General features: G+C 44.7%; 15 protein-coding genes. 7 read left to right on the forward strand and 8 right to left on the reverse strand.

All coding sequences use genetic code 11. The features are described from left to right. Positions 1–77: 77 nt before the first annotated feature. Positions 78–938 carry a DMT family transporter gene (locus tag AC3CID_RS05110; protein WP_488527032.1) on the forward strand — a complete coding sequence of 287 codons (861 nt, stop codon included), beginning with the start codon at positions 78–80 and terminating at the stop codon, positions 936–938. A 90-nt stretch (positions 939–1,028) separates the two neighbouring features. On the opposite strand, the gene AC3CID_RS05115 is transcribed toward AC3CID_RS05110, so the two are convergent. Then, the gene (locus AC3CID_RS05115; protein ID WP_054546690.1) at positions 1,029–1,457 is read right to left on the reverse strand and encodes a MarR family winged helix-turn-helix transcriptional regulator; all 429 of its coding nucleotides are present in this window, start codon (positions 1,455–1,457) and stop codon (positions 1,029–1,031) included. A gap of 16 nt (positions 1,458–1,473) precedes the next feature. Beyond that, entirely contained in the window at positions 1,474–2,118 is a 645-nt protein-coding gene (locus tag AC3CID_RS05120) for a cytochrome b/b6 domain-containing protein (RefSeq protein WP_488527033.1), read from the reverse strand. Positions 2,119–2,326: 208 nt separating this feature from the next. Here AC3CID_RS05120 and AC3CID_RS05125 point away from each other — a divergent pair, with 208 nt between their 5' ends. Next, positions 2,327–2,764 carry a c-type cytochrome gene (locus AC3CID_RS05125; protein WP_488527034.1) on the forward strand — a complete coding sequence of 146 codons (438 nt, stop codon included), beginning with the start codon at positions 2,327–2,329 and terminating at the stop codon, positions 2,762–2,764. 130 nt (positions 2,765–2,894) lie between these two features. Here the strand turns inward: AC3CID_RS05125 and AC3CID_RS05130 are convergent, their stop codons facing one another. The 4 genes from AC3CID_RS05130 to AC3CID_RS05145 form a co-directional block, all read right to left on the reverse strand. Further along, complete coding sequence (locus AC3CID_RS05130) at positions 2,895–3,389, reverse strand: peptidylprolyl isomerase (protein ID WP_004736286.1); 495 nt, start codon at positions 3,387–3,389, stop codon at positions 2,895–2,897. A 203-nt stretch (positions 3,390–3,592) separates the two neighbouring features. Further along, positions 3,593–4,192, reverse strand: a complete 600-nt coding sequence (locus AC3CID_RS05135) for a thiol:disulfide interchange protein DsbA/DsbL (RefSeq protein WP_488527035.1) — start codon at positions 4,190–4,192, stop codon at positions 3,593–3,595. Positions 4,193–4,281: 89 nt separating this feature from the next. Beyond that, complete coding sequence (locus AC3CID_RS05140; RefSeq protein WP_054546686.1) at positions 4,282–4,656, reverse strand: hypothetical protein; 375 nt, start codon at positions 4,654–4,656, stop codon at positions 4,282–4,284. A gap of 155 nt (positions 4,657–4,811) precedes the next feature. Then, a complete protein-coding gene (locus AC3CID_RS05145; RefSeq protein ID WP_054546685.1) occupies positions 4,812–5,444 on the reverse strand; it encodes a TetR/AcrR family transcriptional regulator in 633 nt (210 codons plus the stop codon). Between the two features lie 197 nt (positions 5,445–5,641). Between AC3CID_RS05145 and AC3CID_RS05150 the strand changes: the two genes are divergently transcribed. Beyond that, positions 5,642–6,598, forward strand: coding sequence for a glycosyl transferase family protein (locus tag AC3CID_RS05150; protein WP_054546684.1), 957 nt, complete (start codon positions 5,642–5,644; stop codon positions 6,596–6,598). Positions 6,599–6,697: 99 nt separating this feature from the next. Here AC3CID_RS05150 and AC3CID_RS05155 read toward each other — a convergent pair whose 3' ends face one another. After that, a complete protein-coding gene (locus tag AC3CID_RS05155; RefSeq protein ID WP_054546683.1) occupies positions 6,698–6,994 on the reverse strand; it encodes a hypothetical protein in 297 nt (98 codons plus the stop codon). A 184-nt stretch (positions 6,995–7,178) separates the two neighbouring features. Beyond that, a complete protein-coding gene (locus AC3CID_RS05160; protein WP_004736278.1) occupies positions 7,179–7,412 on the reverse strand; it encodes a hypothetical protein in 234 nt (77 codons plus the stop codon). Between the two features lie 283 nt (positions 7,413–7,695). Between AC3CID_RS05160 and AC3CID_RS05165 the strand changes: the two genes are divergently transcribed. From AC3CID_RS05165 to udp, 4 genes are all read left to right on the forward strand, one after another. Further along, positions 7,696–8,112: a CBS domain-containing protein gene (locus tag AC3CID_RS05165; RefSeq protein ID WP_054546682.1), complete on the forward strand. Its 417-nt coding sequence runs from the start codon at positions 7,696–7,698 to the stop codon at positions 8,110–8,112. A 186-nt stretch (positions 8,113–8,298) separates the two neighbouring features. Further along, positions 8,299–9,762 carry an MATE family efflux transporter gene (locus AC3CID_RS05170; protein ID WP_017086104.1) on the forward strand — a complete coding sequence of 488 codons (1,464 nt, stop codon included), beginning with the start codon at positions 8,299–8,301 and terminating at the stop codon, positions 9,760–9,762. Positions 9,763–9,936: 174 nt separating this feature from the next. Continuing rightward, positions 9,937–12,285 (forward strand): zinc/cadmium/mercury/lead-transporting ATPase, encoded by a 2,349-nt coding sequence (locus AC3CID_RS05175; protein WP_488527036.1) that lies wholly within the window; start codon positions 9,937–9,939, stop codon positions 12,283–12,285. 285 nt (positions 12,286–12,570) lie between these two features. Beyond that, entirely contained in the window at positions 12,571–13,329 is a 759-nt protein-coding gene (udp, locus tag AC3CID_RS05180) for a uridine phosphorylase (protein WP_004736272.1), read from the forward strand. The last annotated feature ends 217 nt before the right edge of the window (positions 13,330–13,546 follow it).

Below are 13,546 nucleotides of genomic sequence, written 5' to 3' on the forward strand. Positions count from 1 at the left end.
ATCTTGATCCTGTTGAATGTTTATAAAAAGCAACCTTGCAGAGTCGGGTTGCTTTTTTTGTTATTGGATCAAGTAAAATGATGAAAGCGATGCGCGGAGAGCTTTACCTCCTATTTGCTACCCTGTTAGCTGGGATTGGATGGATTGCATCTAAGCTGGTGGTATTAGAAATGCCGGGGCCAGTGTTCATTGGTGTGCGATTCCTCGTCGCGAGTTTGATTCTTCTGCCGTTTTGTATTCATCACATTCGTAAGCTTTCGCTTAAGCAGGTTCTTTCTCTTTGCGGAGTGGGTTTGCTGCTGTCTGCCTCATTGCAAGTATGGGTGTTTGCAGTATCGGTGACTGAAAGCTTGTCGGAAGGGGCATTCATCATGAGCTTAGCCATGATCATTGCCCCCTTTGTGTCTTGGATTTTGTTTCGAGTTAAACCTAATCGTGCGTTTTGGATGTCTTTCCCTATCGCGATTATCGGCATGCTACTGCTGACTTTGGGCAATGGTTGGAATGTAGAGCAGAGTCAGATTTTCTTCTTGCTAGCATCGATGTTGTTGTCTGTTCACTTTGTGATGAACAAGCGTGTGATTACCAATATCAAGCCTATCGCATCAATTTGTGTGCAACTGTTTGTGGTGGGTGTGAGTGGTTTAGCCTTTGCTTCTATGACAGCTCAGCCGGAGTTCGAAATCACCAAAACCTTAGTCTTCTGGTTTATCGTGTCTGCGGTGATCGCGACGTCTATCCGTTACTTATTACAAACCGTTGGTCAGCATTCCGTGAACATGGAAGTGGCGGCATTGATCATGATTCTTGAGCCCGTGTGGACATTGTTATTGAGTGTCAGCGTGTTGGGTGAAACGGTTGAGATGCAAAAGTTGCTAGGCGGAGCGGTGATTATTGGTTCGCTATTTTGTTATATCAAATGGTCGAAACGAAAATAAAACACTCGGCGCAAGGCCGAGTATTGTTTGTTAGTGTATGTTTAGAACTCATTAAGCATGCACTAGCAATAAGCTCCGGTCACAGTAAGATCAGATCGCTGCGACCATCTTTTGAAGTAGCTTGATCATCTGCTGTTGTTCTTCAGCGTCCAACTCATTCATTAATTCTTTGTTTAAACGAATAGGGATTGGAACGAGTTGTTCTTCGAGTGCTTTCCCTTTTTCCGTTAAGTAGATTCTGAAAGAACGACGACTGTTTGGATCGGCTCTGCGTTCAACCAACTCAAGCTTTTCTAGCTTGTCTAATGTTCGTGTTGTTGTCGAATTCTCGACTTTGGACTTCGCAGCAATATCACGCTGTGTAAGTCCTTCTTCTTCCCAAAGGCACATCATGGTTGGCCATAGAGCAATGGTTAAGCCATGTTCCTTCAATTCCGTGTCAAAATCTTTGGTCGCTTTATTGGCGATCACATTGATCATCCAACCAAAGCTTTTTTGTCTATCAAACTCTTCTGGCATCTTTCGCTACCTAACTTTACTGTGATATTACAACTATTGTCATCGTAACTAATACCGATGCAATTAGCACCAACAACGCTTTCCTATTTGATGAAAAAGCTAATTGACTGCCATTTCTGAAATAATCCGTTGACGCTGAATGGTTTTGTTTACCTGTAATCATGGCAAGGACTAGCGGCTTTGAACGCAGTTTGTAGATGATAATGGCCACCAAGTGCAGTATGACAAATACCACTAACATACGTGCTGCAATGCCATGCACCGTACATAACACATCGAATACTGCATCAGTAATTACGAGTTCCGAACCTGGAATCGCATCAAAGAAACCAGCAATAACAAGCCCTGTCATACATTGGACAAACAGAGTCGTGATCATTCCTATCACCATCCACGCACCTAACGGATTATGGCCCGGTTTTGGTCGTGCTTTTCCCCGTAAGTAAATCCAAGCCGATTTTGGAGAGCTAATAAATTGAGAAAAGCGACTGGTATCGCTGCCGACGACTCCCCAAACCAAGCGCCATAAAATCAGACTGAACAGTGCGAGGCCTAAGTAAACATGAGGGCCTTGTCCGTTAAACCCTGACGCAGCAAGTCCAATAAAGAGTGCGGCTTGAAGCCAGTGATAAAGTCGAGTTGGTAGATCCCAGATTTTCATAATGCTTTTCCTGTTTGCGAATTTGCTCGGTGGGGATAATTTACACAACAATAGTTGCGTATGCAACTATTGTTGTGTAAATTAAATGCATCTCATCGATTACGGCTGAACTATCAAGCCGTAATTTACTAAGAAACCAATCAGTAATTAACGACGAAATCATTCAGTCAATTAAGCACTCAATCAATTAATCACTAGGAATGACATTATGAAAAAATTCACTATCGCTCTAATCATCGCACTGCCTACGATTGCTCTACCTATGATCTCTATCGCCGCAGCGGATGCTGTAAATAATCGTCAGCAAGCTTTCAGTTCTATTGAAGAGGTTACTAAACAAGTTGATTCAGAATTGAATAACAGTGATGTGGATTGGCTGAAAGTGGGTGAGCTAAGTGAAATGTTGGTGGAACATGGAACCGTATTGAATGTGAGTTTTGCTGAAGGTGATACTGGAGGTAAGGCAAAAAAGGAGATTTGGAGCAAGCCTGAGAAATTTAACCAACTGATGTTGCAGATGAACCGAGGCTTTTCAGAGCTTTATCAAGCGAGTGTTGAGCAAGATTTGTCGAGCGCAGAACAAGGGTTAGATTCTGTGAACAATACTTGTAAAGGATGTCACCGTACTTACCGCTCTCGTTGGTAACGGTTCTAACAACGAGCTTTGAATACAGGTGGTAAAGTCGAACCCTTACCACCATAGCCCTATCGCGCTGCCTTCTTTTCTTTGTGCAATTAATTCGAATGCACTAGGGGCAGGAAAGCGCGTGAGTGAATTAGTCGCGAACAGTGACTTTAGTAATCACGATGTCTTCACACGGCACATCTTCATGTCCCCAGCGAGTGGTGGTTGGTGCAAGCGCAATCTTGTTTACCACATCCATACCTGCTGAAACCTTGCCAAACACAGCGTAGCCCCAACCTGAGTTGCTGGTTGCTGTATGATCAAGGAAATCATTGTCGTCAAGGTTGATAAAGAACTGCGCCGTTGCTGAATGGGGTGCGTCAGTGCGAGCCATTGCGAGAGATCCAATCACGTTCTTTAAGCCGCGGTTAGCTTCATTCACAATAGGTGCACGAGTTGGCTTTTCTGTCATGTCGATAGTGTGTCCACCACCTTGAATCATGAAACCTTCAATAACACGGTGAAATGTTGTGCCTTCGTAGAAGCCATCTTGGCAGTATTTAAGGAAGTTTTTCGACGTTACCGGCGCTTTTTCAAGGTTCAGTTCAATTTCAATGTCGCCAAAGTTTGTGGTCAGAATGATCATAAAGGTCCCAATATTTGAGTGCTAATATTTTGAATGCTACAGCATAGTGGATAGCTTAATTGAGTGCAGTATATGAAAAATTGTGGAGGATGCCAGTTAACAATACTTCCCAAGCGGATTTACGGGAATGGTGAGTGACTAGGGAGACTTCATATATAAGAAAGCCAGCGATGAAATCACTGGCTTTGAGATGAAAAACGGACTTAGAGCGTTAGCAGGTAATTCACTAGTTGGTTGTACTCTTCGTAGCTCTTGATTTGATCCGGTTTCACGATGTATTTGTTGTTAACCAGAACTCCAGGAACACCTGTTAGTGTGCTTTGATCAAACTCTTTATCGAAACGTTTTTGCATCGAGTTCACTGCAAAGCCGTTGTATGCCGCATCAAACTTCTTCGCATCGATACCGTTATCAATGAAAACTTCACGCAGTTCTGCTTCATTTTTTGGTGTTTGTTGCTTCTCATGGATCTTAGCAAACATGGCAGGAACCATGCTTTCTTCAGCGTCTAGAGCAATCATGGTCGCGTAAGCCTTCGCCATTGGTACTGCCATGTTGTTACCCATAAAAGCGACGTGCACTTTTTCGAAGCTTGCTGACTTTGGCAAGTCTGCTTTTAGGTACTTAATGACCCCTTCAAACTTGTAACAATGCGGGCAGTAGAAAGAGAAAAATTCGGTAACGACAGGCTTGTCGGACTTTGCTACATCAAGGATTTTGTAGTGCGTGCCTTCTTCAAATTGTGCGGCGTTTACTGAAGCGCTCAAGAGTAGAGCGGCAAAGAGGCTAAATAGCTTTTTCATGTGTTCATTTCCTAAATTCGGATGTCATTTGATACAGCAAAAATGCTGTTATAACTTGATGGCAGATATTGCCAAACAGGGACAAACGATTAGGAAATAGGGGGGCGGTATGGCGCTTGTGGTGAAACAATCGCTTTGTGCGAAGGCTCTTTTTCTATCAGTGCCAGTGATTCAATCTGCGGTTCGAAAGATTCAGAAACGATAAGTGGTGGCATTTTCAGTAGACAGACCGATCCACAACAGTGGTGCTCAACGTTGGGTTGTGCGCTGGAAAAAGGTGTTGGGGTGCTCTCTACAGAACTGATGTTAGAAGCAGAGAAAGAGAAGCTATTGGCAGAAGTTGATTGAGCTTGGGGTGCTTGCAGAGCATTGCTGCTCGCGATGCTGTCCACACTAATGGTGGCCATTAGCATAGCGAAGAGCATGAAAGCGTGTACCCAAATTTTGTTAATCAACTTTGGCATAAATTCTTAGTCTTGGTAAACGAGTGAAGCGGGTGGATGATACCTCACCCTTTTACTCTTCTCCAATCAAACAAAGCAAAACTTAGCTCGGTTCAAATTTTGGCTTAGCTTTAGGTGACTCAGTGTCATGTGGCTTAGCTGTATGTGACTTAGATTTATTTGAATAAGCGTGATTCTGATGAAGCCAGATATTGCTTGAGGAACATCTCGACACTGGACTGGATGATCACCTGTTTGTGTTCCGCATCCGGTGACGGCGCATGACCAATGATTTGTGGCCAAAATGCAAAAGACTTTAACAGTGCAATAAATTGGGTAGATGCAAATAGAGGGTCTAGTTCAATTAAGCGGTCATCTGCCTGTGCTGCTTTAATCCAGGTTGTGAGTCCACTTTCTGCTTGGGAATATTTCTCCATAGCTTGATGCGCCAGTTCGGCGTTATGGAAATACTCTGAGAACAGCACGCGAGATAAATCGATAAAGCCTTCTGATTCTAAAAGCTCTAGTTCTTGATTAGCAATCGAAGCGAGCTGCTCATTAAGAGGCAGTTCTGCTTGATAAGGGAAATGCGTCGCGGCGAGAGTCTTGCTCCAAATACTGTCTAGAATCTCATCTAAAAGCAGTTCTTTGCTGGCAAAGTGGTTGTATACAGTGCGCTTTGATACTTCCGCGCGGTTCGATATTTTATCCATGCTGGTGGCCTTGTAACCGTGCTCAGTAAACTCTGCGATAGCAGCGGCAACGATCGATTCACGTTTTCTTTGGCTCAGCGTTTTTTTTACAGTCATTTGGATATTACTCAATAGGTCGCAGTTAGCATTGCATACGATAATTTTACACCAGTAAGTTTACTTTTAGAACACCAATCCACGTATTGGTAATTAGGTCGATAGCAACTGAATCGCTTTGCAATGCACTGTGGGTATCATAGAATCGAAAGCGTATTCGAATTTTATTGATATCAACGGAAGAGAATAAACAATCAATGAGTAGTATTTTAGAGTGTATTCGTACAGTTGGACGAGGAGAAAGAGGGCGTAAGCCTTTATCGTTCGAACAAGCCTACCGCATCATGGATGAGTATTTAAGCGGAGAGGTCGGTGACGACCAAATGGCTATGCTACTGATGTTGATTCGTGTGCAGAATGAAACCAATGAAGAGATCGCAGGCTTTGTAAAAGCCTTTCAATCTCGAGTACCAGACTTAGGCGCTGATATTGACTGGCCGTGCTACGCAGGTAAGCGTAACGATACTGCCAGTGGTAAGCCTTGGAACTTGCTGGCGGCAAAAATCTTAGCTGATAATGGCTATAAAGTCTTAATGCATGGCTATATGGATAAGCCGAGCGGTAGGACGCACGTTGAGACTCACCTAGAGTGTGTTGGTGTTCGCCGAGCTCAAGACCCACAAGACGCCAAGCAGATACTTGAAGCGGATGGTATCGCCTATTTGCCTTTGGCGAACTTCGCACCTGAAGCGCAAACCATGATCGGTTGGAAACACCGCTACGGGCTGAGAACACCGATCAACACGGTAGTTCGAGCATTGAACCCAGGTGGTGGCCGTTTGGGCTTACGTGGAAGTTTTCACCCGGGCTTTCCTCAGTTACACGCTGAAGTTGAGCATGTCATTGGTAATAAATCCCACTCGGTGATTTCATTTAAAGGCATGAATGGCGAATCAGAATACAACCCTAAGGTGAGTCAAACTGTGTGGATGAGTTCTCCTGAGAAGGTGGAATCTTTCTACTGGGAAGGCACGATGAATGTTGAACTGCCTCTGCCTTCTGAATGTGTGCTGGGTACACCGGAAGATGAGATGGAGTTGATGGCGAACAGTGTTGTGGACAGTATGACTGCGATTTTATTCGCAGAAACGCACGATAAAACTGAGGCATACCAGAAAGCGGTGCGTCTGTGGCATGAGTATTGTGCGCGTTAGAGGATGGTTTTTAATCAATGAGAGAAGGTCAGCGAGTGCTGGCCTTTTTTGTGCTTGATTTCTAGCAAAGGGCTTTCGTGAATGATCAAACAATAAGAGTTACTTTACTCGCATCAATCGATGCATCTTGTCTTCAAATTGAATCTCAATGACTTGTGAGATTTTCATCTTCTCTACTCGTTCAAGCATCGCGGTTTGATAGGCTCGTTTCTTCATCCACTCTAAAGGCTCTTTAAAGCCATCTTCATTTATCACAAAGGACTGATCGGTGATGGAGTCTTCAAAGATATGAACCACCCAAATGCGCGATTGGAAATCTAACAATTCGCTAAAGTAGCTTTTTAGCTTAGGGATAAAGTGAGATAGAACAGTGTGAGGCGAACGAAGCGAAGTCATAGTGCACCGTTTGGACAATGAAAAGCGGTGCGACGGATGTCTCCAATTCGAGCGCTTATCGGTTAAAGCAGGTAATCATCGTCAATGTGATTACCTACTCAAGAACTTGCCACAAAATACGGTATTCATGTGTCGTTGACAATGCTTGTTGAGCTTGTGAGTCAAGACATGTGCGATGAGTCTGCTATTTAACGAACAAGCCGAAGTCGATTTCTTGCTCTCTTTGGTATTTGACCAGCTTTACTTTCAAATTGTGTTTTGCCGCCAGATCAATCGCTAAGCTAGACATGTGTTTTATCTCATCGACGCAGCTAGAGATAAGCGGCTTTTCTTGATTATCGACAGTGGCGATGAGGGTGTTTTCTGTACCATCGACACCGGAATAAATGTACGCGTACATACTGTTGTTGTGTTGCATAAATGGCCTAATTGTAACGATATAATTATTTATGGTGTGAAGAGTACAAGGTTTATTCATTCAAGCCAGTGTCATAAAGTAAGGCTTTGTAAGGACTCTATTTTTTATTTTTTTGCTCGCGTAAAAATGCTCACAAGCCTTTTGTGACCTTGTTTTCTCGCCTTGGTAGGTTTTACCTATCAATAAAATTGTTGAAATCCATTTAGTAAAATCAAGATTTTAGACAACAATTAGGTTAACAAGATAGAAAAAGACATGACGAAAAGTATTTAGGGAGAACGAAATGCATTCAATAAAAGTGAAAGATTACATGACGCCGCAGGTTGTGACATTCACTCCTGACATGCCGTTAAGTCTCGCGTTAGATAGAGTAATGAGCAGCCATCACATGGGCGGTCCAGTAATTGATGATAATGAGCAAGTTATTGGTTTCCTTTCTGAGCAAGATTTATTAGAAAAATTGGTGAAGGTGAGCTATTTCTGCCAAGACACACACATTGTGGGTGATTGCATGTACCAAGAGGTGCTGTCGGTATCACCAGACTTATCCATCATTGAATTGGCAGATATGATGCAAGTGGGTAAACCCAAAGCTTATCCAGTGCTCGATAACAAAAAGCTAGTGGGTATGATCACCAGAACCGATGTTTTGAGAGCAATTGGCAAGAACTTGGAAGAATGCTTCAAACATCAGGTATAGTAGCGTGTTAAGAACGATTATTTTTCTCAATACCTTCAATTGAAAAAAGGCGCACTAGCGCCTTTTTTCTGTATAGAGCTTTTCTTGGTCGATCCTTTCTTTGTCGCTCCCTAGCTTGTGGGACGCTAGCTTTGGGTCACTAGTTTAGGGAGCTTGCTTGTGGGTGTCCCAGCTTTTGGAGGTTTCATGTCAAATCAAACGGCAAAGTTTGTAGAAGGTTCAACGATGCGCCACATATTGGTGATGTCGGGGGCTGGCTCAGTCGGTTTGATGGCGTTATTCGTGGTCGATTTACTCGATATGCTGTTCATCAGTATGTTGGGACAAGTCGAATTGGCCGCTGCGGTGGGTTTTGCAGGCACGCTGACTTTTTTCTCTACCTCCGTTTCGATCGGTACTTCCATTGCTATGGGCGCGTTAGTTTCCAAAGCGATCGGTTCAAAGAATCAGGAACACGCTCGAAACCTCGCCACCAGTATTATGCTGACCGCTTTTGTCATCAGTTTGACGATTACCGCGGTGATGTTTGCTTATATCCCAGAACTGTTAGCCGCTATAGGGGCAAAAGGGGTTGCCGCAGAGCGTGCTCAAGCTTACCTACAGATTTTGCTACCAAGTGGTCCCTTTTTGGCGTTGGCGATGGCAGCGGGTGCGGGCTTAAGAGCGGCAGGTGATGCCAAACGTTCGATGTGGGCGACCTTGTCAGGCGGTATCGTTAATGCGATTTTGGACCCCCTGTTTATTTTTGGCTTTGGCTGGAATATAGAAGGGGCGGCTATTGCTTCTGTTTTTGCCCGTTTTTCGGTGCTTCTCTTCTCGCTGTATCCTCTGATTCGTAGTCATCACTTGGTTGCACCTCCTTCACTGGTGCAGTGGCGCATTAATATTCGCCCTATATTGGCCATTGCGCTTCCCGCCATTATCACTAACACCGCAACACCTATCGGTAATGCGATTGTGACAACGGGTATCGCGCAATACGGCGAGGATTTTGTCGCGGGCTTTGCCGTGATTGGTCGTCTAACGCCAGTTTGCTTTGCGGTTATTTTTGCCTTGTCCGGCGCTGTCGGCCCAATCATTGGGCAAAACTTTGGTGCAGAACGAATGGACAGAGTAAAAGAAACACTCAACAACTCATTGTTGGTTACTACGGCATACACCATCGCCGTCTGTATTCTGTTGTACTTTGTCCAAGACTATGTGATCCAAGGCTTTAGCCTGCAAGGTGATGCTGCAATTATTGTTGCGGCATTTTGTACTTATGTCGCCTTAACCTTTACTTTTAATGGCGCGCTGTTTGTTGCCAATACTTCTTTCAATAATCTGGGTAAACCGCTTTACTCGACAGCACTGAATCTGGGTAAAGCCACTCTCGGTACATTGCCGTTCGTCTACTTAGGCTCGCAATGGTATGGCGCATTGGGTGTGTTGTATGGGCAAGCCTTGGGTAATGTTTTGTTCGGAATACTTGGTACCTTGGTGCTTCGCTATCATATTGCCGAGCTTATGCAAGGTTCCCAAGTTGACCCTGTAGAAGACGATGTGTCGATAGTGAGCTTGAATACACAGCCGTTTTGTTCACACGATGCGGTTCTTATTGATGATGTATCTGCGAACAGAGAAGAGTGTAAAGAGTTCAAGTCGCAATAAAACCGGCATTCCAATATGAGGTTGGTCGGTTTGCAAATTTCTTCTTGGCCTTGGACAATTTCTTCTTGACCTTGGAGTTACCTCCAAGGTTTATACTTTTGATGAACTTAAGGTTTGGTTGCTGTGATTAGCCGGCAACAACCTCAAGGCTTTTGAGTATTAAGGAGATACATTATGTGCGCAAAACATGCAGCGTGCCGCTCAACAAAAGTGGACGTTCAACCTCAAGCGGCAGGAGCAAGCTGTTCCAGCCCTAAAATTTCTAGCATCACGGCAGCGGGTACTTCATCATGCTGTAGTTCTACGACGGCTTCTGCATCAGCAGATGATTGTTGTGGTTCAGACAGTGGAGAAGAAGACCGGCTGCCCTTAACTGAGTCTCTCAACGCCCAATTTTCCAAAAGTTGGCTGGTTGCCGGAATGGACTGCCCAGCTTGTGCAAGAAAAATAGAAAACGCGATCAGTAATATTGACGGTGTTATTCAAGCGAAGGTTCTCTTTGCTACCGAAAAACTGGTTGTTAAATTCGATAATGAAAGTCTTGCCGACACCATTGAACAGGTCTCTATCAAAACGGGTTTCCCTCTTTCGGAAGTCGGTTCTAAGAAAGAAAAACAACAACCTGAGACTTTTTGGCAAGCGTACATCCAACCTAATTTTCAGATTATCGCGATTGCAGCGGCAATGCTGTTCGCTGCGCTTCTGAAAAGTACATATCCTCAATTAAGTGAAGGCTTATTCACCGCAACCTGTCTACTCGGATTATATCCGGTGGCTAAGAAAGCGGTTCAGTTGGCACGTTCAGGTACACCTTTCGCAATAGAAACTCTAATGAGTGTTGCCGCGCTGGGTGCCTTGTATCTGGGCGAAACCGCGGAAGCGGCGATGGTTTTACTGTTGTTTTTGATTGGTGAGCGCTTAGAAGCGTTTGCTTCATCAAGAGCAAGAAGTGGCGTTCAAGCGCTAATGGCATTGGTACCAGAAAACGCGACTAAGATTATCAACGGCGAGCGTGTCGAATTTGCAGTCAGTGAACTGGTTCCCGGTGATGTGATTGAAGTGGCGGCGGGCTCTCGTTTACCTGCTGATGGCAAACTGATTACCGACGCAGCAAGCTTTGATGAAAGTGCGTTAACCGGTGAATCTGTTCCTGTTGAACATATCGAAGGCAATAGCATCATGGCTGGCGCTGTGGTGGTCGATAAAGTGGTGCGCATTACCATCACTTCAAAACAGGGTGAGAACGCGATCGACCGTATTCTTCACCTGATTGAAGAAGCCGAATCTCGCAAAGCGCCACTCGAGCGATTCCTCGATAAGTTCAGTCGCTGGTATACACCGTTAATGATGCTGGTTGCTCTTTTAGTCATCATCACACCACCATTGCTGTTCGCCCAGCCGTGGGAAACGTGGGTCTATCGTGGTTTAGCGCTATTGTTGATTGCTTGTCCGTGTGCGTTGGTTATCTCGACTCCAGCCGCGATTACGTCTGGTTTGGCAGCCGCCGCGAAACGTGGTGCGCTAATTAAAGGCGGCGCAGCACTGGAGCAGCTTGGTAAAATTCAAACTATTGCCTTCGATAAGACGGGCACACTGACTGAAGGTAAGCCTCAGGTTACGGACATTCAGCCTCTATCGGGTTGGCAACAAGATGCGATGCTTCGTGTGGTTGGAGCAATTGAAGTGGGTTCTACTCACCCATTGGCGCAGTCGCTAGTTGCTAAAGTGAAAGAACTGAATATTGATATTCCTGAATCACACAACAAGACCGCGCTGATCGGTAGTGGTGTTGAAGGCGATGTCGACGGAATTAAGTATCAGGTTCTATCGCCTTCTAAGGTGACGTTCGATCTTGGTGCCGATGTTGTTTCTCAGGTTGAGGCATTAGAAGGCGAGGGCAAGACGGTTGTGGTTGCTCTTGAGCTTAAAGATCAAGAAGAATCAACCGAGCAAGCTGCGACTGTGATTGGTCTGATTGCTTGGCAAGACACGTTACGTAGTGACGCTAAGCTTGCGATTGAACGACTCAATGACTTGGGAATTCAATCTATCATGCTTACTGGGGATAACCCGCGAAGCGCGGCAGCGATCAGCAGCAAGATTGGTATGCAGTATAAAGCAAGCCTATTGCCAAGCGATAAGGTGTCTTACGTTGAACAGTTATCTCAGCAGTCACACGTCGCCATGGTGGGCGATGGCATCAACGATGCGCCGGCTATGAAAACCGCTAATGTGGGTATAGCAATGGGCGGTGGCACAGATGTGGCGTTGGAAACGGCTGACTCAGCTCTGACTCATAATCGCTTAACAGAACTCCCTGCGATGATTGAACTGTCGCAAGCGACCATGAATAACATCCGTCAAAATGTCGCACTTGCACTCGGTTTGAAAGGCGTGTTCTTGGTGACAAGCTTACTGGGTATTACCGGTTTATGGGTGGCAGTCTTAGCGGATAGTGGCGCAACAGCTTTGGTGACACTCAACGCTCTGCGTTTACTTCGATTCAAATCAAAAGCGGATTAAGCACTTCTAGCTAATATTCACTATTTTGATGCAAATAAACGCCTTTAGTCTTAATAAGCTAAAGGCGTTTTTTGTCTCATTAGTATGCAACGTAGGCGTATGGATTGCTTATTTTTGTGATGCCAATCGGTTTTTCGTGAAACTTGAAATCTTGTTGCGATCATTGGTGTGACGCTCGTCACTTCATTTTGTAATGAGCTTGGTTAGAGTGTGTTCGTACCCCACGAATTTACTATGAGCTTAAATAAGGGTTAACAAAGCCCAATAAGCCAAAAGGAGCGAACTATGTCTCAAGCTGTTTTCCATTTAGGTGTTACTGAAGCAGATCTTAACGGTGCTACTCTTGCGATCATTCCTGGTGATCCTGCTCGTGTGCAAAAAATTGCCGAAGAGATGGAGAATCCTGTATTTCTTGCTAGTCACCGTGAATACACGCTTTACCGCGCAGAGCTAGACGGCAAGCCAGTTGTTGTATGTTCAACAGGTATCGGTGGTCCATCTACTTCTATCGCAGTTGAAGAGCTTGCTCAACTTGGTGTTCGCACTTTCCTTCGTGTTGGTACTACTGGTGCTATCCAACCACACGTAAACGTGGGTGACATGATTGTTTCTACAGGTTCTGTTCGTCTAGACGGCGCTAGCCTGCACTTTGCTCCAATGGAGTTCCCAGCAGTTGCTGACTTCGAAGTTGCAACAGCAATGAAAGCGGCAGTTGATGAATCAGGTGCAACAGTTCACATGGGCGTAACGGCTTCAAGTGATACGTTCTACCCAGGTCAAGAGCGTTACGACACGTTCTCTGGTCGCGTTGTTAAGCGTTTCCAAGGCTCTATGCAAGAATGGCAAGATATGGGCGTTCTAAACTTCGAAATGGAATCTGCAACGCTTCTAACTATGTGTGCAAGTTCTGGTCTTAAAGCGGGTTGTGTTGCTGGTGTAATCATCAACCGTACTCAAAAAGAGACGCCTGATCACGAAACACTAAAAGTAACAGAAGCTCGTTCAATCAAAGTGGTTGTAGAAGCTGCTCGTAAAATGCTTTAAGTTGTAAAAATACTTTTAGTCTTAAAGTGCTTTAAGTCTGTTTCCAAGATTTAAAAATGGCCGCATCGAATGATGCGGCCATTTTTTATGGGGCAAATAAATTAAAGATATAGAGAGTTGAAAGATGGAAATAGAGCGGAACAGATAAATGGCTGGAGAACAAAAAAGGCGAGTGACCTAATCGTCATTCGCCTTTTTAGATTTACTTAAGCGCGTT

The sequence above is a fragment of the Vibrio sp. QJM3NY_21 genome (assembly GCF_057785975.1).